Origin of the sequence: Sphingomonas sp. HDW15A, assembly GCF_011301715.1 — a bacterium.
Classification (GTDB): domain Bacteria; phylum Pseudomonadota; class Alphaproteobacteria; order Sphingomonadales; family Sphingomonadaceae; genus Sphingomicrobium.
On the sequence record NZ_CP049870.1, the window covers coordinates 1,982,501 to 2,007,646 of the forward strand.

20 protein-coding genes and 1 tRNA gene are annotated in these 25,146 nt (G+C 63.9%); 11 read left to right on the forward strand and 10 right to left on the reverse strand.

The genetic code is table 11. The features are described from left to right. The first annotated feature begins 92 nt into the window (after positions 1–92). The 3 genes from G7076_RS10395 to G7076_RS10405 are packed head-to-tail and all read left to right on the forward strand — an operon-like array spanning position 93 to position 3,939. A complete protein-coding gene (locus G7076_RS10395; protein ID WP_166202610.1) occupies positions 93–2,156 on the forward strand; it encodes a S9 family peptidase in 2,064 nt (687 codons plus the stop codon). After that, complete coding sequence (locus G7076_RS10400) at positions 2,153–3,544, forward strand: hypothetical protein (protein WP_166202612.1); 1,392 nt, start codon at positions 2,153–2,155, stop codon at positions 3,542–3,544. Before G7076_RS10395 ends, G7076_RS10400 begins: the two co-directional genes overlap by 4 nt. Then, on the forward strand, positions 3,541–3,939 hold the full coding sequence (locus G7076_RS10405) for a thioesterase family protein (RefSeq protein WP_166202614.1): 399 nt from the start codon (positions 3,541–3,543) through the stop codon (positions 3,937–3,939). Before G7076_RS10400 ends, G7076_RS10405 begins: the two co-directional genes overlap by 4 nt. 282 nt (positions 3,940–4,221) lie before the next feature. On the opposite strand, the gene G7076_RS10410 is transcribed toward G7076_RS10405, so the two are convergent. The 4 genes from G7076_RS10410 to G7076_RS10425 all read right to left on the reverse strand — a co-directional run bounded on the left by G7076_RS10410 (position 4,222) and on the right by G7076_RS10425 (position 8,943). Next, entirely contained in the window at positions 4,222–7,044 is a 2,823-nt protein-coding gene (locus tag G7076_RS10410) for a pitrilysin family protein (RefSeq protein ID WP_166202616.1), read from the reverse strand. Between the two features lie 159 nt (positions 7,045–7,203). Continuing rightward, on the reverse strand, positions 7,204–8,001 hold the full coding sequence (locus tag G7076_RS10415; protein WP_240913780.1) for a CsgG/HfaB family protein: 798 nt from the start codon (positions 7,999–8,001) through the stop codon (positions 7,204–7,206). A 124-nt stretch (positions 8,002–8,125) separates the two neighbouring features. After that, positions 8,126–8,401, reverse strand: a complete 276-nt coding sequence (locus G7076_RS10420; RefSeq protein WP_166202618.1) for a DUF1206 domain-containing protein — start codon at positions 8,399–8,401, stop codon at positions 8,126–8,128. A 71-nt stretch (positions 8,402–8,472) separates the two neighbouring features. Next, positions 8,473–8,943, reverse strand: coding sequence for a DUF1206 domain-containing protein (locus tag G7076_RS10425; protein WP_166202620.1), 471 nt, complete (start codon positions 8,941–8,943; stop codon positions 8,473–8,475). Positions 8,944–9,034: 91 nt separating this feature from the next. On the opposite strand from G7076_RS10425, the gene lepA reads away from it, so the two are divergent. Continuing rightward, positions 9,035–10,858, forward strand: coding sequence for a translation elongation factor 4 (lepA, locus tag G7076_RS10430; RefSeq protein WP_166202622.1), 1,824 nt, complete (start codon positions 9,035–9,037; stop codon positions 10,856–10,858). Positions 10,859–10,904: 46 nt separating this feature from the next. Here the strand turns inward: lepA and G7076_RS10435 are convergent, their stop codons facing one another. Continuing rightward, entirely contained in the window at positions 10,905–11,255 is a 351-nt protein-coding gene (locus tag G7076_RS10435; RefSeq protein WP_166202624.1) for a hypothetical protein, read from the reverse strand. 112 nt (positions 11,256–11,367) lie between these two features. On the opposite strand from G7076_RS10435, the gene maiA reads away from it, so the two are divergent. The 3 genes from maiA (at position 11,368) to G7076_RS10450 (ending at position 13,629) form a co-directional block, all read left to right on the forward strand. Further along, entirely contained in the window at positions 11,368–12,039 is a 672-nt protein-coding gene (gene maiA / locus G7076_RS10440) for a maleylacetoacetate isomerase (RefSeq protein ID WP_346774090.1), read from the forward strand. Between the two features lie 68 nt (positions 12,040–12,107). Then, positions 12,108–12,851 carry a class II aldolase/adducin family protein gene (locus G7076_RS10445; RefSeq protein ID WP_166203585.1) on the forward strand — a complete coding sequence of 248 codons (744 nt, stop codon included), beginning with the start codon at positions 12,108–12,110 and terminating at the stop codon, positions 12,849–12,851. Positions 12,852–12,921: 70 nt separating this feature from the next. Beyond that, complete coding sequence (locus G7076_RS10450; RefSeq protein ID WP_166202626.1) at positions 12,922–13,629, forward strand: type 1 glutamine amidotransferase domain-containing protein; 708 nt, start codon at positions 12,922–12,924, stop codon at positions 13,627–13,629. A 41-nt stretch (positions 13,630–13,670) separates the two neighbouring features. On the opposite strand, the gene G7076_RS10455 is transcribed toward G7076_RS10450, so the two are convergent. From G7076_RS10455 to G7076_RS10465, 3 genes are all read right to left on the reverse strand, one after another. Then, positions 13,671–13,747 (reverse strand) — tRNA-Pro (locus tag G7076_RS10455). Positions 13,748–13,824: 77 nt separating this feature from the next. After that, complete coding sequence (locus G7076_RS10460; protein ID WP_166202628.1) at positions 13,825–15,141, reverse strand: FAD-dependent oxidoreductase; 1,317 nt, start codon at positions 15,139–15,141, stop codon at positions 13,825–13,827. A gap of 30 nt (positions 15,142–15,171) precedes the next feature. Further along, positions 15,172–15,489: a polyhydroxyalkanoic acid system family protein gene (locus G7076_RS10465; protein ID WP_166202629.1), complete on the reverse strand. Its 318-nt coding sequence runs from the start codon at positions 15,487–15,489 to the stop codon at positions 15,172–15,174. A gap of 59 nt (positions 15,490–15,548) precedes the next feature. Between G7076_RS10465 and G7076_RS10470 the strand changes: the two genes are divergently transcribed. The 4 genes from G7076_RS10470 (at position 15,549) to G7076_RS10485 (ending at position 21,359) form a co-directional block, all read left to right on the forward strand. Next, on the forward strand, positions 15,549–16,259 hold the full coding sequence (locus G7076_RS10470; RefSeq protein ID WP_166202631.1) for a D-Ala-D-Ala carboxypeptidase family metallohydrolase: 711 nt from the start codon (positions 15,549–15,551) through the stop codon (positions 16,257–16,259). 54 nt (positions 16,260–16,313) lie between these two features. After that, positions 16,314–18,893 carry an ATP-dependent chaperone ClpB gene (gene clpB / locus G7076_RS10475; protein ID WP_166202633.1) on the forward strand — a complete coding sequence of 860 codons (2,580 nt, stop codon included), beginning with the start codon at positions 16,314–16,316 and terminating at the stop codon, positions 18,891–18,893. A gap of 78 nt (positions 18,894–18,971) precedes the next feature. Beyond that, positions 18,972–19,511 carry a hypothetical protein gene (locus G7076_RS10480; protein WP_166202635.1) on the forward strand — a complete coding sequence of 180 codons (540 nt, stop codon included), beginning with the start codon at positions 18,972–18,974 and terminating at the stop codon, positions 19,509–19,511. A 36-nt stretch (positions 19,512–19,547) separates the two neighbouring features. After that, complete coding sequence (locus G7076_RS10485) at positions 19,548–21,359, forward strand: putative 2OG-Fe(II) oxygenase (RefSeq protein ID WP_240913920.1); 1,812 nt, start codon at positions 19,548–19,550, stop codon at positions 21,357–21,359. Between the two features lie 208 nt (positions 21,360–21,567). Here the strand turns inward: G7076_RS10485 and G7076_RS10490 are convergent, their stop codons facing one another. Together G7076_RS10490 and G7076_RS10495 are read right to left on the reverse strand one after the other, a co-directional pair. Next, entirely contained in the window at positions 21,568–24,738 is a 3,171-nt protein-coding gene (locus G7076_RS10490; RefSeq protein WP_166202639.1) for a TonB-dependent receptor, read from the reverse strand. A gap of 188 nt (positions 24,739–24,926) precedes the next feature. Further along, complete coding sequence (locus G7076_RS10495) at positions 24,927–25,133, reverse strand: DUF2093 domain-containing protein (protein ID WP_166202641.1); 207 nt, start codon at positions 25,131–25,133, stop codon at positions 24,927–24,929. Between the last annotated feature and the right edge of the window lie 13 nt (positions 25,134–25,146).

Below are 25,146 nucleotides of genomic sequence, written 5' to 3' on the forward strand. Positions count from 1 at the left end.
GAGCGGAATTGAAGCGTTCCAGCATCGTACTTGCGTCCATATTGGCAGCCACCATTTCCCCCCTATCCCCAGCCCCTGCCCAGAAAGCCTCCATGACCAAAACCAGCGACCTTCCGCCGCCGCCAAAGGCCGAGAAGCGCCCCTATAGCTACGAGCGGCACGGAATCCGGATCGAGGATCCCTACAACTGGATTCGCGACAAGGGCTATCCAACGGTCGATGACAAGGACGTGCTCGACTATCTCAAAGCCGAGAATTCCTATTTCGAAGCGGCGATGAAGCCGCACGCGAAGCTCACCGAAGAGCTGTTCCAGGAGATGAAGGGGCGGATCAAGGAGGACGATTCGTCGGTCCCGCTCAAGCAGGGCGACTGGCTTTACTGGTCGGCGTTCAAGAAAGGCACGCAGTATCGCGACTGGTATCGAAAGCCGGTGGCCGGTGGGCCCGACCAGCTGATCTACAGCGAGAATGCAGAAGCCGAGGGCAAGGAATATTATAGGCTCGGCGCCTTTTCTGTCAGCCTCGACGGCAAGAAGCTAGCGACCCTGGTAGACGACGACGGGTCGGAGCGGTTCAAGCTGGTTGTTCGCGATCTCGCCACCGGCAAGGACATCGAGACGGTAACCAAGGTCGGAATTGGAAACCCAGTCTGGACGAAGGATTCGAGCGGCCTCGTCTTCACCGAGGTCAACGACCAGTGGCGCAGCTATCGCGCCCGCTACTATCGCATTGGTGACGACCCGGCCAAAGCCGTCACGCTGTACGAAGAGAAGGACGACATCGCCTTCTCTGTCGGGGTCGACCGTACGACCGACGACAGCCTGATCATCATCTCGACTGGCAACAACAGCTCGAACGAGGTACGCATCCTTCCCGCGGACAAGCCGACCGCGCCGCTGACGCTCATCAAGGCGCGCAAGCCGGATATGCAGTATGAGGTCGACGCGGCCCACGGCAAATTGTGGATCCTGACTAACGACAAGCACGTCAATTTCCGCATCGCGAGTTCCGATCCGGCCGCGCCGGGCGAGTGGAACGAGGTCGTCGCCGGGAGCGACCGCACCTACCTGCGCGGAATTACCGCCCACCGCGATCACCTGCTCGTCACCAGCCGCGTGGACGGCCTCGACCAGCTTTTCCTGCGCGATTACGCCAGCGGGAACCAGGAACGCGTCCCGTTCGCCGAAGCCAGCTACAGCGCCAGCTTCGCTGGCAATCCCGAATATGCGCCAGCGTCATACCGCCTCGCTTATTCGTCGATGGTCACGCCGCAGACGGTCTACGATTATCATCCGGGGACCAAGAAGCTGGAGGTCCGCAAGGTCCAGGAAATCCCCTCGGGCTACGACCCGTCGAAATATGTCACCGAACGGATGATGATTCCTGCCCGGGACGGCAAGCAGGTGCCGGTGTCGATCGTCCGGCTGAAAGATTTCAAGAAGGATGGTTCCGGCAAGCTCTTCGTCTACGGCTATGGCGCGTACGGATACGCCATCCCGCCCAGCTTCTCGACCTCGCGCCTGAGCCTGGTCGATCGCGGCTTCGCCTTTGCCATCGCCCACATTCGTGGCGGGGACGACCTGGGCTATCAGTGGTTCCTGGACGGGAAGCTCAAGAACCGCACCAACACGTTCAACGATTTCGTCGACGTGGCGAAAGGGCTGATCGCGGCAGGCTATGCAAGGCCCGGGCGCGTCGCCGCACAGGGCGGATCGGCCGGCGGCGAGCTGATGGGCGCTGTCGTCAACCAGGCGCCCGAGTTGTTCGGAGCGGTCGTTGCTGACGTGCCGTTCGTCGATGTGCTCAACACGATGCTCGACGACACGCTGCCGCTGACCCCGGGCGAGTGGACGGAGTGGGGCAATCCGATCACTGATCCCGAAGCGTTCAAGCTGCTTCGTAGCTACAGCCCCTATGACAATGTCGAAGCCAAGGCCTATCCGGCAATGCTGATCACCGGCGGGCTCAACGATCCGCGCGTGACCTATTGGGAGCCCGCGAAATGGACGGCCAAGCTTCGCGCGACCAAGACCGATAACAACCTTTTGCTGATGAAGATCAACATGGGCGCCGGTCATGGCGGCAAGTCCGGCCGCTGGAACAGCCTAAACGAGGTGGCCGAAGCCTATACCTTCGTGCTGACGCAGATCCCGTGATGCTTCGGCTGGCCAAGGTGCTTGCACTCCTTGCTGCCGCGCCGGCGGTAGCGCAGGAGGTGACGGCGCCGGTGGAAACGACGGTCAGCCGCCATGGCGACACGTTCGTCGCGGAATTCACCTTCCCCCACGATGCCGCCGCCTGGGCCTTCTGGCGATCGACCCCGGCCGAAGACGACAAGAAATCGTGGCGGGCGCGAAGCTGGACCGTGCTCACGCCCGGAGTGACGATTCAGCGCCGCGGTCGGTATGATGCCCTTGTCGGCATCGGCGGCCGCCCGGTGCCGCGCAGGGTGCGGCTTCGGGTCGTCCCTTTCACGCGGGAGGTGCAGGCCGATTACGTGCCCGCCTTGCTGCTCGGCGGGCGAAGTGTCGCCTTGTTCGACGGGCATTTCAGCGCATTTTCGGTTCGCGATCCCGCCGCTCTCGACACGATGGGAGTCCAGCCCGACGAGAAGCTGATCTGCGACAGCGGCACCCGCGTTCGTTTCCTCGGCGGGCGGCGCCCCTTCCGTCTGGCCGGCGATGTAGAAGGTTACGCGAAAGGGATGAGTTCGGGCGCTTACGGCCTGTTCGACGTTCCGCGCCCGACGCTCACCAATGGCATCGCCACGGTCATCGATTCCGAAATGCCGCGCTGGTTCGCCGATTATCTGTCTACCTTCACGCCCGCGGCATTGCGCCATCTGCAATCCGGCCTCGGCCCGGCGGGCATCACGCAGCCGACCATCCTCGCCGCCTGGGAGGGTGCGGAACGCAACGGCGCAAGCATGAACGGCGGGACCCTGAAGGGTCTCATCCTGATGCGTGTCGACGGCAAGCAGGCACTTCATGAGTTGCCTGCGCTTCGCGACATGGCCCGCTGGTTCATCGCGCACGAGGCAGCGCATTTCTGGCTTGGCCAGGCGGTGGGCTACGAAGGCTCGGCGGACAACTGGGTCATGGAAGGCGGCGCGGACCTGCTTGCCGCCCGCACTGTGCAGCGGATCGATCCCTCCTATTCGCCGACGCCATTCCTGAATGACGCGATCCGCGATTGCGCCAAGGCGGCTAACAAGCCGGTATCGGCGGCGCCGGATCGCGGCGAGCCGCGCACGACCTATGCCTGCGGGACGGTCTTCGCGATGGTCGCCGAGCGCGCCGCCAAAGGGGACATCTTCGCCTTCACGCGCGGCCTTATCGACCGCCATCGGGCCAAGCGCGAAGTGAACTCCGCGGACTGGCTTGCCGAGCTTGACCGGGCCGGCGGCAGACCGGCGCTTTCGGGCGCAATACGCCGCTTGCTTCAGCAGGGATCGGCCGATCCCAAGGCGGATATTGCGGCGCTTCTTCGTGATGGGGGCATATCCTTCACACTCGACGCGGACGGAACGCCGAAACTGTCATGACCAGCCCGGTGTTCGAGCATCGCATCACCGCGGAAGCGGAGCACATCGACGAGCTCGGACACGTCAACAATGCGGTGTGGGTACAGTGGATCCAGGAAGTGGCACTGGCGCACTGGTATAGCATCGCCGATCCAGACCATCAGGACGACTATATCTGGGTCGTTGTCCGTCACGAGATCGATTACTTCCGCGCCGTAAACGAGGGCGAGACGGTCACGGGCCGGACCTGGGTGGGAGAAGCGCCAAAGGGCGCGCGTTTCGACCGTCATATGGAATTCGTCGGCGAGGATGGAAAGGTCCGAGTGCGCGCCCGAACGACCTGGGCAATCATCGATAAGGCGAGTGGCCGGCCGATCCGGGTCCCGCCGGAAGTCGTCGCACCGTTTCTAAGCTAGGGGCCGTCAACCGTTCCCTAACCGTGACAATCTAGGGAGGCCCGGTGAAGCATTGGGACCCATCCGATTCTCTGGCCGATTCCGCGCGTCTGTCACGGGCCGACCGCAATCGTCTTGACGCAGCGATCGCACGGTCAAGGCAGGCGCGAAGCCGTCAGCGGCCCGATCTCGCGTCCGTAGTGGGGCTGACCCTGTCCATCGCCTTTCTGGCCGGTCTGGCATGGGCCGTGACGCCCACGAGCCCGGTTTCGGCGGAGGTCCGCTGACCCCCGCCGTTTCCGGTTAGCGCGGCTGCATTACCTCGATCGGGTATCTGAGTTTCTCGAGTTGCGGCCGAATCTTGGCGGCATCGCCGACAACGACCCAGACGAAGCCGCGCGGATCGACGGCATCACGGATAGCCTTGTCGAGATCGGCCGCACCCAGCGCGCGGTAGCGCGCAGCGAGTGTCTCGTAATAATTGTCAGGCCGGCCGTAGAGGTCGTTCGACATCATCGCCGACAGGACGGCCTCGGACGTTTCGAACTGACCGGGAAGTGCGTTGATTCGGTTGGCGAGCGCACGCTCCTGCTCTTCCTGGGTAACGCCCTTGTCGCCAAGGAACGCGCCAATCTGCTCGTTGAGAGCGGCGATCGAGTCTCCCGTGCGGTCGGCCTGGACCGGCGCGCTGACGATATAGGGCACCGCACGCTCGGATAGCTGCGCGCTGCCGCGAACGCCGTAGGACCAGCCCTTGGTTTCGCGAAGGTCCATGTTGATTCGCGACAGGAAGTTGCCGCCGAGCACGTCATTGGCGGAGCCTAGGGCTTCCACCGGGCCTTTCGGGTCGACCGGGGTCACCTGGCCGCCGATAATCACCGACTGCGGAGACTGCGGGCGGTCAACCAGCACGATCCGCGGTGCCGCGGGGCGCGCCGGAATGGTTCCGAACTGCTTGACGCCCTTGGCGGTCGCGGGTGCCTTCCAGCGTCCGAACTCGTTCTCCAGAAGTGGCATGACTTCGGCGAGCGGACGATCAGATACGATGTAGATCTTGGCGTTGTCGGCCCGCAGCCATTGATCGCGGAATGCCAGAAGCTCATCGCGGCTGATTGCCTTGATCGCAGCCTCATCGCCGCCGCGAACCGTCGAGTAGGGATGATTCGGACCGTAAAGCAGCGCCGGAAGCAGGCGCTGAGCGATGCCGTTCGGGTCCTTCTTGGCCTGGGCGATTGCCGTCAGGGTCTGGGTACGGAGCCTCTCGATCTCGGCCGGCGCGAACGCGGAGTCCTTGATCACCGCGCCCATCAGCGACATCGACGCGCCGAGATTGGGCGACAACGCCGAAAGATAGACCGTCGAGCGATCGAGCGAACCCGAGGCGCTGATCTGGGCGCCGAGACTTTCGCGGGCTTCTGCAAGCTGCTGCGAGGTCATCGTCGACGTGCCCTCGTCGAGCATCGCCATGGCGAACGTTTGGAGACCGCGGCTGTTGGCGGGGTCGGCAGCGTCGCCGGCGTCGAACGACACAGCGACCTGCGTCACCGGCACGGCCGTGCGCTGGGCATATTCGACCTCGATGCCGTTCGACAGGCGGGTGTTCGTAATAGCCGGGAAGTCGAGGCCCGTGAGCTGGCCAAGCGGCGGGATCGGCCGCGACGCTCCCTTTGGCGCGGCTGTGGCATCCTTGTCGGTGCCGGACTTGGCGACCGCCTTCGCTTCCTCATATTCCGGGCGGTCGCCCGGCTCGAGGCGGAGCGAAAAGGCCGGCTTGGTCAGCCACTGGCGCATCGCCCGCTGGACCTCGGCTGGAGTAACAGTGGCATAGTTGGCCAACGTCTTCGCGTAGAAATTGCTGTCGCCCGTGAAGGTTTCGCCTTCCGCCAACGTGACGGCCTTGCCTCCAAATCCGCCGACAGATTCAAGCCCACGGATTCGTCCGCCGACTTCACTCGTCGCGGCACGGCGAACTTCTTCGGCGGTCGGACCCTTGGCGATGAATTCGGCGAGGATCTCATCGACGCGCTTCTGGACGAGGTTCGGATCGACACCCGGCTTCACCGTCGCCTGGGTGAAGAAGATGCCGACGCGCTGAAAGGGATAAAGGCCGGCCGAGACCTGGGTGGCGATCTTTTCCTCGCGGACCAGGATCTGGTCGAGACGCGAGCTGGCGAGGCCGCCAAGGATGGAGCCGCCGACATCGAGGGCGACCAGTTGGCGATCGAGCAAGCCGGGCATCGGCCAATAACGCGAAACGGTGGTGGCCGCGACGCGGTCCTTCATGACCATGGATTTCGGAGCGGCGAGCGTCGGCACCTTGGCCTGGGCCGGCAAATTGACCGGTCCCCGCTTGATCGAGCCGAAATATTTCTCGACCAGCGGACGGGCTTCGGCAGCGTTGATGTCACCCGCCAGGACGAGCACGGCATTGTTCGGCCCGTAATTGTCGACGAACCACTGGCGGACGTCTGCCAGGCTAGCTGAGTCGAGATCAGCCATCGAGCCGATGGTCGAGTGGCGGTATGGATGGCCTTCGGGGAAAAGGGCCTTCAGGATTTCGTAAAACACGAGTCCGCCCGGCTGGTTATCGCCCTGGCGCTTCTCGTTCTGGACGACGCCGCGCTGGTTATCGAGCACGCTCTGGCTGACCGCGCCGAGCAGGTGGCCCATGCGGTCGCTCTCCATGAAAAGCACGCGCTCGAGCGCGCCCTTCGGCACTGTCTGGAAGTAGTTGGTGCGGTCGAAATTGGTCGTTCCGTTATAGTCGGTCGCGCCAATCTGCTGGAGATATTTGAAAAAGTCCTCCGGCAAGTTTTCCGAGCCGTTGAACATCAGATGTTCGAACAGGTGGGCAAAACCGGTCTTGCCCTTGGGCTCGTCCTTCGATCCGACATTGTACCACATCGCCACGCCGACCACCGGCGCCTTGCGGTCTTCGTGGACCAGGACGGTGAGACCGTTGGCAAGCTTGAACTCGGTATGCGGAATCTTAACCCGGCTGATCAGCTTCGGAACCGGGGTCGGCCTGACCTGCGTGGCTGCGACAGTCTGGGATGTGACGGGCGCCGACAGCAGGATCGGCGTCGCGCTGGCAAGCAAGAGGGACAGGCGGAGCGAATTGCGCATGTGATTGATCTCCAACGAATTCCGTTTGTCCGCAAACTAGGGCGATTCGCCGCGGTGACAAGCGCGTTCCGCTGGGGCGCGAGGCTGTTCGACGAACGGCGGTTAACAAAGGGCGCGGAAACACGAGGAATCCGCGCCCTCTTGAGGTTTCTTATTACGTTATTGCGCCTGAGGAGCGGCAGCGGCCGCATTCTGCGGAAGACCGCCAAGCTGCGTGACCAGCCTCGTATAGGCATCGAGATAGGCCAGAACGATTACCTGGCCGATTTCCGTGTTCTGATAGCCATGGCCGCCGGCCGCGGCGAATCCGCCCCACCAGCCGCCGCCGCCACCGGCGCCCCAACTGATATCCTTCTTGCGAGCATAGCCTTCGACCAGGGCCATTTCCTCGGTCGTGCGGGCGTTGACAACGGAAAGGGTGACGTTCGCCTCGCCCTTCTTGACGTTGATTCCGCCGACGATGCCGCCGACGAAGCTTCCACCGCTGCCGAACAGGCCGCCCAGCGCGCCGGCGGCAGCGCCGATCCCGCCGCCGCCGCTATTGTTGTTGGCGGTGACGATATTGGGTTCGAGGAAATAGTCGGCCGTTTTGACCTGACCGCCGCCGACGTTGCTGCCCTGCTGCAACTCGCCTTGCTCGGCGAGCGCGCGTTCCATCGCCCGACTCTGCATCGATCGGCCGCGGTTGACGATCCCGAAGCAGCCTGACTGCTGCACGAAGACCTTCAAAATCGCTTCCGGACTGCCGAGATTATATTCACGCCACCACTGATTGTCAGGCTCGACGATGGCGATGGTGCCAAGGCGGCGGGTGCAAACCGGAATTTGCGCTGTCGCCCGGGTTTGCATGTTGCGCGCTTCGCTAGCGCGCGTGTTGCTGGTCTGCGCGACCGCTGGAGAGGCGATCAGTGCCGCGGCGCCAAGAATTGCCATTTTGCGGATCATGGTTCGTTTCATCCCTTTTCATTGCGAATGAGGGGCGAATTCGCAGGCGCGCACTGCGCCAGCATACGCAACCAAAGGATTACGACCGGATTGCCCCCGTCAGCTCCGCAAGGAGCCGGCAACCATTTAATCTCGATTAAACGCCGTGGCTAGTGGCCGAGCGCGCGAGAGAACCCACGTCAGCGTCATGGACATGCCGATAGCGCGCCATCAGCACGCTGACCGCGCCGAACAGCAACAGCCCGGCGGCAATCAGCCTGAACAGCAACGGGTGGTCGTCCCGGACCAGCGCCAAAGCATCGCCGAACCCGCGAAGCCGCTCGCCGCCGAGGCCCGATCGAAGTGCGAACCAGCCGACAATCAGGAAAACTATGCCGCGCGCAGCATAGCCTAGCTGGCCGGCAGGCTTCACGAACCGAGGCGCATTCGGCTCCATCTCCTCCATGAACTTGGCGCGAAAAGCGAGGACAAGCTGAACGGCAGCTACAGCGAGGATGACGATGCCCGCGGCGATGAGAAGGAAGTCTCCCCGGGAGCCTCGCCAACCTGCCGCGCGGTATCCGCGGAGTCGCCCGAGCCGGCCGCCTGGCCCGCCTCACCCGATGATTGCTTGTCGTCGGCGATGGCCCGGATGGCGACGAACGTAAGCCCCCAGTAAGAAAGGCCGCTGACCACGTTGGCGGTGCGGGTGACGAGGCCCTTGGCGTCCCCGCCCTTATGGTCGAGGTCGAAGAAGCCTTCCGCCAGCCGGTAAAGCCCGTAACCGAACAGGCCGAAGGATAGGACCGCAAGCAGCAGCGTTCCGAGCGGCATGCCCTCGACCGACTTCACCGCTTCCGACGACGACAAGGGACGATTGGAGTCGAGCGCCAGCCAGCCGATGATGAGATAGACGAAGCCGCGCGCCAGGTAACCAAGCCTCGCCCAAGTCTCGATCCGCCGCGCATGATTCATGTCCGTCTCCTCGTCGCGCAACAGACCGACAACCGAAGCATTGGTTCCCGCTACTGACAGCGGCCATTGTTGCTGCTAGCGGGCCGGGCAAATGACCGACTTAAGCAAAATCCGTAACTTCAGCATCATCGCGCATATCGACCACGGCAAATCGACGCTTGCCGACCGGCTGATCCAGCGTACCGGAGGGCTGACCGACCGCGAGATGACGCGCGGCCAGATGCTCGACAACATGGAAATCGAGCAGGAACGCGGGATCACCATCAAGGCGCAGACCGTGCGGCTGAAATGGAAAGCGGCGGACGGCGAATTCTACACGCTGAACCTGATGGACACGCCCGGCCACGTAGACTTCGCCTACGAAGTCAGCCGCAGCCTTGCGGCGTGCGAAGGCGCGCTGCTGGTGGTCGACGCGGCGCAGGGCGTCGAGGCGCAGACGCTGGCGAATGTCTACCAGTCGATCGAGCACGACCATGAGATCATCCCGGTCATCAACAAGATCGACCTGCCCGCCGCGGAGCCGGAGAAGGTGCGACATGAGATCGAGGACATCATCGGCCTCGACGCGTCGGAGGCCGTCCTCGCCAGCGCGAAATCAGGGATCGGCATCGACGAAATCCTGCAGGCGATCGTCGACAAGATCCCGCCGCCCAAGGGCGACCGCAATGCGCCGCTGAAAGCGATGCTGGTCGATAGCTGGTACGACCCGTACCTCGGCGTCGTCATCCTTGTGCGGGTGATGGATGGGGTGCTGAAGAAGGGTCAGCAGATCAAGTTCATGGCCGCGGGGACGACCCATTTGGTCGACCGCGTCGGCTGCTTCACGCCGAAGATCGAGCAATTGAGCGAACTCGGGCCGGGCGAGATCGGCTTCATCACCGCGCAGATCAAGGAAGTCAGCCAGACCGCGGTCGGCGACACGATCACCGACGTCAAGAAGCCCGCGGACGTGCCGCTTCCCGGCTTCAAGGAAGTCCAGCCGGTGGTGTTCTGCGGCTTGTTTCCGACCGACGCGGCGGAGTTCGAGAAGCTCCGCGAAAGTCTCTACAAACTACGGCTTAACGACGCTTCGTTCAGCTTCGAGATGGAATCGAGCGCGGCGCTGGGCTTCGGCTTCCGCTGCGGATTCCTAGGCCTTCTGCACCTCGAGATCATCCAGGAGCGGCTGACCCGCGAATATGACCTGGACCTCATCACCACTGCGCCGTCGGTGGTCTACAAGATGCATTTGTCGCATTCGAAAAATGAGGAAGCGAAGACGATCGAGCTTCACAACCCGGCGGACATGCCCGACCCGAACCGGATCGAGAGCATCGAGGAGCCGTGGATCCTGGCGACGATCTACACGCCCGACGAATATCTCGGCGGGATTCTGAAGCTATGTCAAGACCGGCGCGGAATCCAGCGCGAGCTGACCTATGTTGGCGGCCGTGCCCAGCTGAAATATGAGCTGCCGCTCAACGAAGTGGTGTTCGATTTCTACGACCGGCTGAAGAGCATTTCTAAGGGTTATGCCAGCTTCGATTACGAGCAGATCGGCCACCGCGAGGGCGACCTGGTGAAGATGACCATACTGGTCAATGAGGAGCCGGTAGACGCGCTCAGCATGATCACCCACCGCGGCACCGCCGAGGCGCGCGGGCGCGGGATGTGCGAGCGGCTGAAGGAATTGATCCCGAGGCATTTGTTCAAGATCCCGATCCAGGCGGCGATCGGCGGCAAGGTGATTGCCCGCGAGACGATCAGCGCAATGCGAAAAGACGTGACCGCGAAATGCTATGGCGGCGACGCGACGCGCAAACGCAAGCTGCTCGAAAAACAGAAAAAGGGCAAAGCGAAGATGCGGGAGTATGGCAGCGTGTCCATTCCGCAGGAGGCATTTATCGCTGCGCTTAGGATGGGGGATGAGTCGTAGCGCGGAGCGCTCTTCGCGTCGTCCTCCCTACGCGCGGTGGCTTAGCTCAACACCTCCAAGCGCCACCCATCCAGTACTGCCGGTCGCAATTCTGGTTTGTCATCACCCAGGCCGGGCGGTTGCGGTGCGGCGCGTCGTGCCACCAGTCGTTGAAGCCGTCGGCGCGGAACAGGGTGTCGCCGGCGTACTCGCGGTCCTCATAGATGAAGGCGTCGTCATCGCGATGACGACGGCGGTCGCTGCCGACCCAGTCGCGGGCGTAGCGGTTGCCGTGATGGATTCGGACGCCGTGCTTCGAAGTGGATATGCCCTGCGGATCGATGGCGGCGGCGGGGGTGGCGATCGTGGCTGCGCCGATGAGGCCAGCTGTGGTGGCAGCGAGGAATGGGAATCTCATGACGATTCTCCCTTTCGAAGCCCCTCCCCTGAGCGCTCAACGAAATAGCGCAAATTGCGTTGCAAGGGAACGGGCACGTAACGAATCGTCCGCGCGTTGACTCCCGGGGCTGGTGCGGCGCAATCTTGACGTCATGGAAGCAATCGTCCTCCACGACTATTTCCGCAGCTCGGCCTCGTACCGGGTACGGATTGCGCTCGGCCTCAAGGGTCTAGCCTATGAACGGCGGGAGGTGAACCTCGCTAATGGCGACCAGAAGAGCGACGGCTATCGCGCGGTCAACCCGCAGGGCTTCGTGCCATGCCTCGAAATCGACGGTTTGAAGCTGGCCCAGAGCCTGTCGATCGCGGTGTACCTCGACCAGACACGGCCTGAGCCGCCGCTGATGCCGCGAGACCCGGCGGACGGCGCGCATGTGCGGAGCCTGGCGCTCAGCATCGCCTGCGACATCCATCCGCTCAATAACCTTCGGGTGCTGAAGTACCTCAAGGGGCCGCTGGCGCTGACGGAGGTGCAGAAGGACGAATGGTATCGCCACTGGGTGACCGAAGGGCTGGCTGCGCTTGAGGCGATGGCCGCGCCTAGGGCGGGCGCGTTCCTGTTCGGCGACGAGCCGACGCTGGCCGACGTCTGCCTCGTGCCCCAGTTGTACAATGCGCGGCGCTTCTCGGTGCCGATCGCCGCCTTCCCGACGTTGAGGCGGGCGGACGAGACGGCGAGCGCCCACCCGGCCTTCGCCGCCGCCCACCCCGACCGCATTGCGCAGGAGATGACGACCGCATGAACCGGGTCGACACGATGAACCGCGGAATCGACGGCATCCGGCCGATCGACGAGCTCGACATCCCGCCGATGCGGGACAAGGTGAGCGAGGAGGAGTGGAAGATCCGCGTCGATCTCGCCGCCGCCTATCGCCTCGTCGCGCATTACGGCTGGGACGACCTCATCTTCACGCACCTTTCGGCGCGCATTCCGGGGCCGGAGCATCACTTCCTGCTGAATCCGTATAACCTGATGTTCGAGGAAGTGACGGCAAGTTCGCTGGTCAAGGTCGACGTCCAGGGCAATGCGGTTGAGCCGACGCCGTTCATCACCAACCCGGCGGGCTTCGTCATCCATAGCGCGATCCACATGGCGCGCGAGGATGCGCAGGCGGTCATGCACCTTCATACGCCCGCGGGCCAGGCGGTCAGCGCTCACGAGGACGGGCTGCTGCCGCTGACGCAGACGGCGATGCTGGTTCGGGGCGACCTTGCCTTCCACGATTACGAAGGTGTGGCGACCGATCTTGGCGAGCGCGAGCGGCTTGTGGCCGATCTTGGCACCAAGAACGGCATGCTGCTTCGCAATCACGGCACGCTGGCGGTCGGGGCGTCGGTCGGCGAATGCTTCGTGAAGCTCTATTTCATCGAGCGGGCCTGCCAGGCGCAGATCATGGCGCTGAGCGCGGGCGACAAATGCAACACGCCGCCGCAGGGAACGCCGGAGCTGGCCGCCGAGCAAGGCGCGGTCGGGCTAGCGATCGCGGCGAAGCTGCTCGCCTGGCCGGCATTGCTGCGCAAGGCCTATCGCCTCGATCCCAGTTTCGCGACCTGATGTCTTTCAATCGTCATTCCGCAACCCTATTTTCCGGGCGGGGCGGGGCGACGAACTGAAGGACTGCCCAATGAACATCCTGATGGTGCTGACCAGCCACGACCAGCTTGGCGAAACCGGCAAGAAGACCGGTTTCTGGCTGGAGGAATTTGCCGCGCCTTACTACGTCTTGAAGGATGCCGGGCATAAGATCACCCTGGCGAGCCCCAAGGGAGGCCATCCGCCGCTGGACCCCAAGAGCGATGAGCCCGACGCCCAGACCGAGGCGACACGGCGCTTCAAGCAAGATCCTGAGGCGCAGGCCCGGCTGGCCGCGACCGAGCGACTGTCGGCCATCGACGCGGGCGCGTTCGACGGCATTTTCTATCCCGGCGGCCATGGCCCCTTGTGGGATCTCGCCAACGATCTCGTTTCCAAAAAACTGATCGCCGATATGCTGGCCGCCGAAAAGCCGGTGGCGCTCGTCTGCCATGCGCCGGCGGTACTAAAGGACATCACCCTCAGCGATGGTCAGCCGCTCGTCAAAGGCCGCAAGGTCACCGGCTTCACCAATGCCGAGGAAGACGCTGTTGGGCTGACCGAGGTCGTGCCGTTCCTTCTGGAGGACGAACTGAAGGCCAAGGGCGCCGAGTTCAGCGCCGGTGGCACCTTCCAGCCTTATGTCGTCACCGACGGGTTGCTGGTCACCGGACAGAATCCGCCTTCGAGCGAGCCGGCCGCCAAGGCGCTGATGAAGATTCTGGAGGACCGTCCCGCTACGCTGGAAGCGACGACCTGACGAAGCGAGGTCGCCGCCAAGCAGCGCACGGGCAGAAAAAATGGTCGGGGAGAGAGGATTCGAACCTCCGGCCCCTGCCTCCCGAAGACAGTGCTCTACCAGGCTGAGCTACTCCCCGACCGGAACCCGCGACGTGGCGCGGGAGCCAAGGCGCGGGCTTCCTAGCCGTGGGTTTGCGTTTCCGCAAGCCGCGTTTCAGCGTGTGCGCCCGAGCACCTTCATCCAATCGTCGGCGTGCACGAATTTCTCGCGCGGGCTGCTGGGCCGAGCCTGGGCTTCTTCCGCTTTCTCGATGGTGCGCCAGTCGTCGAAGCTGGTCGACTGGATAACGCGTTCGGCAAGCAACGAGTCGAGACCAGCGCCGCCCGGCTTCCCGGCCCCGGAACCCACCGGCATGGCCGCGGCTATCTGTTCGGCGACCTCATAGCCATCGGGCCGATTGGTGCCGATCGTGCCGGTGGGCCCGCGCCGCGCCCAGCCGACGCAATAGAGCCGGTCGGCGATTTGCCCATGGTCGTTGAGGAAATGGCCGTGGCGCTCGTCATAAGGCACGCCCGGCATGGGCGGCGTCGAATAGCCGATCGCGGAAATGACCAGGCTGGCGGGGACCGCGTAGGTTTCGCCGGTGCCAACCGCGCGGCCGTCCGGATCGAGCTCGGTGCGCTCGACAATGATCGTTTCCGCCTTGCCGTCGCCTTCAATCCAGAGCGGCTTGGCGAAGAAATCGAACACCATGCGCTTGGGCTTGGTGGAGCCGGGCGGGGTCGCCGCAAATTCGCGAAGGATGGCGATCGACTTGCGGTGACCGGGCTCTAGCGACTCATCCGCCTCGAGTGGCGGAAAGTCCGCGGCGTCCACGACCGGAGAGGCCGCTTCCAAATGCCCGAGCTCGCCAAGCTCCTTCGGGGTCATGGCGATCTGGTGCGGGCCGCGGCGGCCGAGGATGGTGATGGTCCTGGTCGCGGCCTTTTCGAGCGCCGCGAGCGCATGGCCGACGATGTCAGACCCTTCGAACTCGTGCGCTGTCTTGGCAAGGATCCGCGCGCAATCGAGCGCGACATTGCCGTTGCCGACGACCGCCACGTGCGTCCCGTCGAGCGGAGGATCGAGATCGGCGAAATCGGGATGGCCATTGTACCATCCGACGAACGCCGCCGAGCCGACGACACCGGGCAGATCCTCGCCCGGGATGCCGAGCTTGCGGTCGTTCGGTGCGCCGGTCGCAAGGACGACCGCGTCGTAAAGCTGGATGAGCTCGTCAACGAGGACGTCGCTGCCGACCGCGACATTGCCGACGAAGCGTACGCCTTCGGTTTCAGCCACCTTGTCGTAACGCTTCGAAACGGCTTTCAATGACTGATGATCGGGGGCCACGCCGAAGCGGATCAGCCCGTACGGCACCGGATAGCGGTCGATGATGTCGATCCGCGCACGCTCGCCAAAGGCCTTGGCCAGGGCCTCGGCCGTGTAAAAGCCGGCGGGGCCCGAACCGACGATCGCGAAGTGACGCATGTGCCCGACTCCCGCTGCTGCGGCGGCAGCCTAGTCGCGCTTGTCCTCAAGCAGCAAGTCGCTACCCTTGCTCTTTAGCATCGCCTCGATCGGACTGGCGAACAGCGACAGGAGCCCGGGAAGCTGGATACGGCAGTGGACGACGCTGTCATCGACTCCGATCTCGCTTTCGACCGACTGGCCCATCGCGCCGACATTGAGCTTCAACGTGTCGCCTTCCCAGCGACTCGAAACCTCCGCGCCGCCTGGGATGTGGCTTTCGAGCTTGTGGATGTTGGCGGCGATCCGCCGCCGGGCTTCTTCGCGACCGAGCTTGTGCGGCAGATCGACATTGATTGGACGTTGCATGGTGACAACTTGCAGGCGCGCCGGTTGCATTTCAATGGCCGGCGCGTTTTGATTGCACGGTGCTGCGATTGATCCTCCTGCTCGGCGCGATCCTGTCCGTCCCGTCCTGGGCGAGCAGCGCAACCTCGCCGGCCGCACTGAACTACGTCACGCAGGGACAGGACGAGCCGGGATACCGGCGCTGGATCGCCGCCGACCCGGCACGGCCGATCCGGGTCAAGGCCTTCAACGACTACCTGGTTCATAATGGCGTCGGCGGGGTCGCCCCGACCTGGCAATTGCTTCGCACCGCAAGCGACTGGTCGCGTTGCGCCAGCCAGCCCTTCGAAGTCCCGCCGACGGAGCATTGGCCAAATATCGTCCACGCGTTGCGCTTCGTCGGCGCGTTCATCGAGCCGGTCGTCGGCCAGATCGAGGTGGTATCGGCCTATCGCAATCCCGCGCTGAACGCCTGCGCCAAGGGTGCGCCAACCTCGACTCACCTGACCGGCGGCGGGATCGACATGGTTCCGATCCAGCCGTTCCAACGCGAGTTGCTGATGACCACATTGTGCCGGATCCAGCTTGGCAAGGGCTGGTGGAACAACATCGGCCTCGGCTTCTACAAGGGGCTGAGATTCCATATCGACGCGCGCAAGACCCGCGAGTGGGGCACGGCGGGAGCAGCAGGCGGATGGGGATGCGCTGCCGTGCTTGAGGAAGGCGCGCTGCCCTATGTCGAGCCGCCAGCCGATCAGAGCGCCGCGACTGTGGCTGCCCCGACACAATGACCCCTTGCGTTGTGACTTCAGCACACCACATCGGCAGCCGAACGAGGGACATTCATGGACTTTGAGAAACTGACCGACCGGGCGCGCGGGTTCCTGCAGGCAGCCCAGACCATTGCGGTTCGCGAGCATCACCAGCGGATTACGCCGGCGCATTACCTGAAGGCCCTGCTGGACGACGAGCAGGGCATGGCGGCGGGCCTGATCCAGGCGGCCGGCGGCGATGCCAAAGCGGCGAAGCGGGAAGTCGATGCGCTGGTCGAAAAGCAGCCGAGCGTCACGGGCAGCGGGGCGACCAGTGCGCCCGGCGTCGATGGCGACCTCCTGCGCGTGCTCGACAAGGCGCAGGAAATCTCCACCAAGGCCAATGACAGCTACGTCACGGTCGAGCGCATCCTGCTCGCCTTCGCGCTGTCCAAGGGCACGGCGGAGGGCGACGCCCTCGCCCGCGCCGGCCTCACCCCGCAAAAGCTCAATGCCGCGATCGAGAAATTGCGCGGCGGGCGGACGGCGGACACGCAGGGATCCGAAGACCGCTACGATGCCCTCAAGAAATATACGGTCGACCTGACCGAGCGGGCGCGCGAGGGCAAGCTCGACCCGGTCATCGGCCGCGACGAGGAAATCCGCCGAACCGTCCAGGTGCTTGCCCGGCGGACCAAGAACAATCCGGTGCTGATCGGCGAGCCCGGCGTCGGCAAGACCGCCATCGCCGAAGGACTTGCCTTGCGGATCGCCAACGGCGACGTTCCCGACGGCCTCAAGGACCGCAAACTGCTGTCGCTCGACATGGGCGGCCTTATCGCAGGCGCGAAATATCGCGGCGAGTTCGAAGAGCGGCTGAAAGGCGTAATCGACGAGGTCAAGCAGTCGGCCGGCGACATCATCCTGTTCATCGACGAGATGCATACGCTTGTCGGCGCCGGGAAAAGCGAAGGCGCGATGGACGCCGGCAATCTGCTCAAACCCGCGCTGTCGCGCGGCGAGCTTCACGTCATCGGCGCGACGACGCTCGACGAGTACAGGAAGCATGTCGAGAAGGACGCGGCGCTCGAGCGGCGCTTCCAGCCGGTATTCATCGGCGAGCCGACCGTCGAGGACACGATCTCGATCCTTCGCGGGCTGAAGGAGAAGTACGAGCTTCACCACGGCGTGCGGATCACCGATGCGGCGCTGGTCGCGGCTGCGACGCTTTCGAACCGCTACATCTCCGACCGCTTCCTGCCGGACAAGGCGATCGACCTGATGGACGAGGCGGCAAGCCGGATCCGCATGGAAGTGGAATCGAAGCCGGAGGAAATCGAAAATCTCGACCGGCGGATCATCCAGCTCAAGATCGAGCGCGAGGCGCTGAAGAAGGAGAGCGATTCGGCGTCCAAGGACCGGCTCGCGAAGCTTGAGGAGGAGCTTGCGAACCTCGAGCAGCAGTCGACCGAGCTCACCACGCGCTGGCAGGCCGAAAAGGAAAAGATCAGCGCCGAGGCGGACCTCAAGGCGCAGCTCGACGCGGCCCGCATCGAACTCGAGCAGGCGCAGCGCTCGGGCGATCTCGCCAAGGCCGGCGAGCTGCAATACGGCCGTATTCCCGAGCTCGAGAAGAAGCTCGCCGAGGCGGGCCAGGCATCCAAAGGCGCGATGCTCCGCGAGGAAGTAACCGACCAGGACATCGCCTCGGTCGTCAGCCGCTGGACCGGCGTCCCGGTCGAGCGGATGATGGAGGGCGAGCGCGAGAAATTGCTCAACATGGAAAAGGCGATCGGCGCCCGAGTGATCGGCCAAGACCAGGCGGTGAAGGCCGTCAGCGCCGCAGTCCGCCGTGCCCGCGCCGGCTTGCAGGACCCCAATCGTCCGCTCGGCAGCTTCCTGTTCCTCGGCCCGACCGGAGTCGGCAAGACCGAGCTGACCAAGGCGCTGGCCGGATTCCTGTTCGACGACGACAGCGCAATGGTGCGAATCGACATGTCGGAGTTCATGGAGAAGCATGCGGTCGCGAGGCTGATCGGAGCGCCTCCGGGCTATGTCGGCTACGAAGAAGGCGGCGTGCTGACGGAAGCCGTGCGCCGCCGACCCTACCAGGTTGTGCTGTTCGACGAGGTCGAGAAGGCCCATGCCGACGTGTTCAACATCCTGCTGCAGGTGCTTGACGATGGCCGCCTGACCGACGGCCAGGGCCGAACCGTCGATTTCGCCAACACGATCATCATCCTGACGTCCAACCTCGGCAGCCAGTTTCTCGCCAACCTCGGCGAGGACGAGCCGGCGGAGAGCGTCGAGCACCAGGTGATGGAGGTCGTCCGTTCGCACTTCCGGCCGGAATTCCTCAACCGCCTGGACGAAATCATCCTGTTCCACCGCCTCAGCGCAAGTCACATGGGGCCGATCGTCGATATCCAGGCGGCACGGCTTCAGAAGCTGCTGGCCGACCGCAAGATCACGCTGGAACTAACCGACAAGGCGCGGGCGTGGCTCGGCCGTGTCGGCTACGACCCGGTCTACGGGGCGCGGCCGCTGAAGCGGGCGATCCAGAAATACCTGCAGGATCCGCTAGCCGACGCGATCCTGGCCGGCACCGTGAAGGATGGATCGACGGTCAAGGTCGACGAGGGCGACGGCGGGCTTGTGATAGCGCCAGCCTGACGGGGCGACCTTCAGGCTTTACGCACCGCCCTATCGGCGGCAAACTCGGCCCAATTCACCGGACCGGAAGGGGTTTCCATGTTCAAGTTGAAGTATGCTGTCGCTGGCCTCACCGCGCTGATCGCGTTTCAGGCGCCCGCGACGGCCCAGGACAAGACCGGCCTCAGCACGGCCAAGACCCCGAAAATCTTCGACGACGTCCTGCAGTGCCGGGCGATCACGGACTCGCAAGCGCGGCTGGCCTGTTTCGACAAGACGGTCGGAACGCTCGCGCAGGCCCAGCAGAACAAGGATCTCTACGTCGCCGACAAGCAGGCCGTGCAGGAAGCGCGGCGTGGGCTGTTCGGCTTCGACCTGCCAAAGGTCAAACTGTTCGGCGACAACGACATGGCCGAGGACGTCAAGTCGATCGAAACGACCATCAAGGCGGTTAGCCAGGGCCCGAAAGGCTATATCTTCACGCTCGAGGACGGGGCGCGCTGGGCGCAAAAGGACGGCGCCTATATGGACAAGCCGAAGGCCGGATCGAAAATCCGCATTCGGCGCGCGGCGCTGGGCAGCTACATGGGCAGCATCGAAGGCCGTGTCGGCTTTCGGATCGAGCGGCTCAACAACTAGAGCGACGCGGATAGGAAGGCGCCAAGCGTGGTCCTGATGAACCTGATGGCGCAGCTGCAGCAGGCGCAGAGTCTGGCGCAGGTCGGGCGCGTGCAGGAAGCGTGGACGATCCTGGCGCCGCACCGATCGGCCATCGACAAGGACGGCCAGGCGCTTCGCCTGTTCGCATTCGTCGCAAGCCAGGCGGGCAAGACGGACGAAACGATCGATGCGCTGAAGCGGATCGTCGCGCTTGAAAATGGTCCTCCGGAAATCATCGGCGCCTTGGCCGACACGCTGGGCACGGCCGGGCGTCATGCGGAAGCGGCCGAGCAGTGGACGAGGCTTGCCCGGCTTCGCCCCGATCTAGCCGACGCGCACCTCAACCGCGCGGTCAGCTTGACCAATGCCGGGAACAATGCGGCGGCGCTATCGGCAGCAGATGAAGGCCTTTTGCGCTTCCCCGGCCACGCCCGGCTGTTTGCCGCGCGCGGAGCGGCGCTGAAGAACCTCGGGCGTATCGACGAAGCGGTCGGGGCCTTCGACCTGGCCGTGCGAGCGGCGCCGTCTCGCCCGCGAATCCGCTATAACCAGGCAGTCACCCTGCGTGCCGCATGCCGCTACGACGAAGCGTGCGAGGCATTTGCGGAGGCGCAGCGCCTCGGCATGTCCGGGAGCGAATTCACCGCCCATTGGGCTGCCGCCGAGCTGGAAGCAGGACACGTCGACCGGGCCGCAGACCTTTATAATCAGGCGGTCGCCGAGAAGCCCGAAAATGGCGAGGCGATGTCCGGACTGACCCGCCTGGAAATCGAGTATCGGGACGGCACGAGGGCGTTCGACCATTATCGCGCCTGGGCGGAAAAACACGGGTCGGCCGAGGCGTGGACAAGCTGGGTCCATGCGCTCGCCGCCAACAAGAGAAACGAGGAAGCGGCAAAGGTCGGCCGCGAAGGCATAAGCAAGGTCGGGCGCGACCCCGACCTGGTCATTCTGACGGCCTTCACGGAAGGAATTACCGGAGAAGCAGGTCCCGCGCTGGCCGAGATCGAGTCCTTGCCGGTCGACGTCGACAGCCGGCCCTTGGGGCTGGTTAGCAAGATCCAACTGGCGATGCGTGCCGGCGATTATAAGCGCGCCGCCGGCTGGGCTGAGCAGTATAATCGGAACGCGGGCGACGATCAGATCGGCTGGAGCCTGTTGTCGCTGGCGTGGCGGATGCTGGACGATCCGCGCGAGCACTGGCTGTGCGACTATGAGCGGCTGGTCATGGTGACGGAAGTGCCATCGCCGGACGGCAAGTTGTCCGCCCAGGAATTCGCAAAGGTCGTCGCCGCGGCCTTAGATCCGCTTCACCAGACGCTGGTTGCGCCAGGCAATCAGTCGCTTAGCCATGGTACCCAGACCAGTGGCGCGCTGTTCGACCGTCCCGACCCGGTCATCCAATCCTTCCGAGAAGGCGTGATGAGGGCGGCGGCGAATGCCATCGCCAAGCTACCCGACGATCCAACCCATCCGTTCCTAAGGCGGAAGTCGACGAAATTCGGCTTTTCGGGTAGTTGGTCTGTTCGCCTGCAGGGAGGCGGGGGCCACCACGTCCCGCATTTCCACGGCCACGGCTGGATGAGCTCCGCCTTTTACGCGCGGCTTCCGGACTACGCCGCCGAGCAGCGCGAAAGGCAAGAAGGGTGGATCGAATTCGGCCGTCCGCCGGACATGTTCAACATGGACGTCGAGCCACGGCGGATCGTGGAACCGCAGGCCGGACGACTGGTGCTTTTCCCGTCCTTCATGCTTCACGGCACTCGGCCCTTCGGCGAAGGCCGGGGCGACCGGTTGACGGCCGCCTTCGACTACCAACCCCTATAAACTCAGGCTCAATGCGATCCGTCACGGGCATGAAACCCGTGACAATCCTGTCGCGCTAAGCGGCGCAGGCCTGCGGGCTCTAACTGTCTCATCGCACAAGGCCAGCCGCCTGTGGCCCCTGCCCGTTGTGCCGGGAAGCTCTCGGCAAAAAAGAAGCGGCGGGGAATTTCTTCCCCGCCGCCCTTTGATCGTTCGGTGAAACCGAAGCTTACATCTTCACCTTCGCCTGAAGGGTGAAGTAGCGGCCGAGGATGACCGGGTTCCAGTACGCGACGTCCGTACCGCCCTCGGCGAAGAAGCCGGCAACGGTCTTCTTGGCCTTCTGGTTGAACAGGTTCTGGACGATACCGGTGATCTCGAAGTTGTCGCCGATCTTCTTGCGGAGCGAGAGATCGAAGTAGCTGAGACCCGGGACGTCCGGAGCGCCGTTGTCGCCGATGTTGGTGAAGCCAACATCCTCGAGGTCCGACTGCCAGTTCCAACGCATCTGAGCGGTGAAGCTGTCGCTATCGTACGCGAGGGTCATCGTCGACTTCCACTCAGGGAAGTTGCCGCCGATGCCCGCCGCGCCAGCGCCGGAGAAGTTAGCGCCGCCGAAGCTGATTTCTTCGTTCCAGCTGATCAACTCCTGGAACCGCAGGCGGCCCGGGATCCCAAGGCCGAGGTCGGCGAACGGAACGACATAGTTGACCGTCGCGTCCACACCGCTCGACTTGAACACGCCCTGGTTACCCGTGGCCGTGTTGACCGCGGTCAACTGACCGGTGCCCGGATCACGCGTAATGCGATCGCAGGACGAGGCATTCCCCGCCAGGTAGCAGTCGTTGATGAAGAACTGCGCACCGAAGGTGGTGATGATGTCCTCGATCCGGATCTTGTAATAGTCGATCGTTGCCGAGAAGCGGCCCAGCCCGAGGTTCGGCGTGAGAACCGCGCCGACCGTGAAGGTCTTGGCGGTTTCCTCGCTGATGTCCGGGTTACCGAAGGCGAAGGCCTGAACCTGCGCGTTGGTCTGGTTGAAGCCGGTGTAACCACCACCCGCAGCGAAGGCCGGGGTCTGGGCCGAACAGATGGCCAGAGCCGTCGCGCTGCGGCCGGCGATGTCGTTACAGGGGTCGACGTAGGACGGGAAGCCCTGGTCGCCGTTCTGGAACAGTTCGACGATCGACGGAGCACGTGCCGCCTTGTTGTAGATCGCGCGGAACTTCATCCAGTCAAACGGCGAGTACTGCATGCCGAACTTGTAGTTGAGCAGGCCGTTGACCGTCGAATAGTCGGAGAAGCGAGCACCAGCTTCGAGCGACAGTTCATCGACAAGGAACATGTCGGCGAGAATCGGAACGCGGATTTCGCCGTACACTTCCTTGACGTTGACCTTACCGGCCTGGTTCTGGACGGCGTTGAAGCCGTAAATGTTACCAGTTCGCTGAGCATCGTCGACGACGATCGAACCGCGATCGGTACGAGCCTCGGCGCCAACCGCGACACCGACCGGACCGGCCGGAAGCTCGAACAGGTTGCCGGTGATGTTGCCGGCAATACGAACCTGCTCGAACTCACGACGTTCCTGGGTATCGATGCGTACGAAGTTCAGCATCGAGCCCGGGGCCATGTCCGGACGCCCGGTGAGGTCGTAGCCCGCGAACAAGGTGTTCGCCCCGAAGATGTCGAGCGGCACGCAGCCCGGAAGGATACCCGCGCCGTTGATGACGCCGGCGGTGTTGATGCAGTTGTTGAGACCCTGTTGGACGGCCGCATTGTTGATGTTGCCGCGAGCCTCGATGTTGGCCGTGGTCTTGCCGTAGCTGCCGGTCAGATCCCAGTTGAAGCCCCAACCGATCGGACCCGATAGGGTGCCGCGCAGGGTTTGCGTCTTGGAATTGTAGATGCCGACACGCGGACCGGTTTCGAAGAAGCGGCGTGCGTAGGTGAACGGCGCATTCGGATTCGGACGCGACAGCAATGCCTGACGTAAATCCTCGTTACAGGAAATGCCGACGCCGCAAGGCGCACCGTTGGTGGCGTCGCCGAGAGCGATGAAGGCGTTGGTGACAGGCACCGAGATACCGGTTGCCGGAGTCGGCGCGAGGTTCACCTCCTGCGAGGAGTCGACGTAGTTGCCGACGACCTTCAGGCGGATCGAATCCGTGATGTCGTAACGGCCCGTCGCGGTGAGGTTGAAGCGCTCGTAAGGCGTGACGAGATAGTTGAGCGGGTTGAAGTTGAACCGGCTCGAGCTCTCGCTGGTCGAACGATCAGCGAAGGCGCAGAGGCCGGCGGCCTGGCCCGAAGCGTTGGCCGGTACCAATTCGCCCTGATCGTTGAACGACAGGTTGCCAGTGTTCACAGCACCGCCCGGAACGCCGTCGCAGTTCGTGTCGGTGTTACCCGCCCCGAAGTTGCCCGGAAGGATCGTGCTGAGATTTTGGAACGGGTTGGTAGCGTTGTTCGAGATCAGGCCCCACGGCGGGGTCGAAGAACCGGCCTGCGCAGCGATGCCGATGCCGCCATTGGGGTAGCGGCTCGTGTAGGCGCTGGGCGGGGTCAGGTGATCAGGAACGAAGAAGAAGATTTCCTGCGTCGCATAGTTGTAGTCGTAATAAACGACGCCAGCGTCACGGGTGACGTCGCGATCGCCTTGGCCGACCGCTTCACGCGTGAAGTAGCTGGTGAAGAAGGTCATGTTGCCGCGGTCGTCGGCGAAGTTGCCGCCGAGCAGGGCCTGGATATTGAACTGCGAACCGTCCCCATGGTCCGAGATGCCGTACTGCGACGACACTTCGAGGCCTTCGAAGTTATCCTTGAGGATGAAGTTCACGACGCCGGCCATGGCGTCCGAACCGTAAACGGCCGAGGCGCCGCCGGTGACGACGTCAACGCGCTCAATGAGACCGGCCGGGATGGTGCCGATGTCGACAACGCCCGAGGTCGACGAGGCGGGAACGCGCTCGCCGTCGACGAGGATCAGGGTGCGGTTCGGACCGAGGCCGCGAAGGTCGAGGGTGGAGAAGTCCTCGCCGCCCTGGTTGTTCGAGGTGCGGGTGTTGCCCGGAATGAGCTGCGGCAGCTCGTTCAGGAGGGTTTCGACGGTGACCGTACCGGTCAGGTCGAACTGTTCCGAATCGACGGTCGTGACCGGGCTCGGCGCCTCAAGGTCAGGACGGACGATGCGCGAACCGGTAACGACGATGGCGTCGTCGGAATCCGCCTGGTCTTCCGGCTTGGGAACAGCAGCCTGCTGGTCCTGCGTCGGCTGGGTTTCGTTCGACGCGGCACCGGTGGTGTCCTGCGCAGCGGCCGGCGTAGCGATAAATGCGCCTGCGCCGAGGAGCGCGAGAGCCTGCACCGCGGCAGTCGCACGCAAAGTCGATTTCCTCATTTCAATCTCCCGAATCAAAGCGTCCGTTGCCGGAACACCTTAGGTTCGCGGGCGTAGTCCACCCCCACGTGAGTGTCGTTTAGCTTGAATAGGTGGTGGGCTGTCCAGCGCCCTGACGCCCCCGTGCAGCTTTTGTTAAGCTAGTGTGACAGCACGGACACACCCTGTGCGGCGTTAGCGTTTCGAAGCTAGGCGGCGCTTCCGGAGCGTCGTTCGGCGGCGAGGCTGGCCGCTGCATCGACATAGGCTTCCTGCCGTTCCACCGACCAGTAGAGCAGCTCGTCGATCGCGATCGCCGCCCCAGTCTCGGCGCAGCGGACGTAATCGCCGGTGGCGAGGATCCGGAAGGTCCCGGCGAGATAGTGAATCCGGGCCTCGCGCCCGCGACCGGTCATCAACACGTCGCCA

Excerpts from the sequence above, each read along its gene's own strand:
- G7076_RS10490 (WP_166202639.1), bottom strand. The coding sequence starts at position 24,738 with ATGAGGAAATCGACTTTGCGTGCGACTGCCGCGGTGCAGGCTCTCGCG.
- G7076_RS10485 (WP_240913920.1), top strand. The coding sequence starts at position 19,548 with ATGAACCTGATGGCGCAGCTGCAGCAGGCGCAGAGTCTGGCGCAGGTC.
- lepA (WP_166202622.1), top strand. The coding sequence starts at position 9,035 with ATGACCGACTTAAGCAAAATCCGTAACTTCAGCATCATCGCGCATATC.
- G7076_RS10435 (WP_166202624.1), bottom strand. The coding sequence starts at position 11,255 with ATGAGATTCCCATTCCTCGCTGCCACCACAGCTGGCCTCATCGGCGCA.
- clpB (WP_166202633.1), top strand. The coding sequence starts at position 16,314 with ATGGACTTTGAGAAACTGACCGACCGGGCGCGCGGGTTCCTGCAGGCA.
- G7076_RS10450 (WP_166202626.1), top strand. The coding sequence starts at position 12,922 with ATGAACATCCTGATGGTGCTGACCAGCCACGACCAGCTTGGCGAAACC.
- G7076_RS10425 (WP_166202620.1), bottom strand. The coding sequence starts at position 8,943 with ATGAATCATGCGCGGCGGATCGAGACTTGGGCGAGGCTTGGTTACCTG.
- G7076_RS10460 (WP_166202628.1), bottom strand. The coding sequence starts at position 15,141 with ATGCGTCACTTCGCGATCGTCGGTTCGGGCCCCGCCGGCTTTTACACG.
- G7076_RS10465 (WP_166202629.1), bottom strand. The coding sequence starts at position 15,489 with ATGCAACGTCCAATCAATGTCGATCTGCCGCACAAGCTCGGTCGCGAA.
- G7076_RS10395 (WP_166202610.1), top strand. The coding sequence starts at position 93 with ATGACCAAAACCAGCGACCTTCCGCCGCCGCCAAAGGCCGAGAAGCGC.
- G7076_RS10405 (WP_166202614.1), top strand. The coding sequence starts at position 3,541 with ATGACCAGCCCGGTGTTCGAGCATCGCATCACCGCGGAAGCGGAGCAC.
- G7076_RS10480 (WP_166202635.1), top strand. The coding sequence starts at position 18,972 with ATGTTCAAGTTGAAGTATGCTGTCGCTGGCCTCACCGCGCTGATCGCG.
- G7076_RS10410 (WP_166202616.1), bottom strand. The coding sequence starts at position 7,044 with ATGCGCAATTCGCTCCGCCTGTCCCTCTTGCTTGCCAGCGCGACGCCG.
- G7076_RS10445 (WP_166203585.1), top strand. The coding sequence starts at position 12,108 with ATGCGGGACAAGGTGAGCGAGGAGGAGTGGAAGATCCGCGTCGATCTC.
- G7076_RS10415 (WP_240913780.1), bottom strand. The coding sequence starts at position 8,001 with ATGAAACGAACCATGATCCGCAAAATGGCAATTCTTGGCGCCGCGGCA.
- G7076_RS10495 (WP_166202641.1), bottom strand. The coding sequence starts at position 25,133 with ATGACCGGTCGCGGGCGCGAGGCCCGGATTCACTATCTCGCCGGGACC.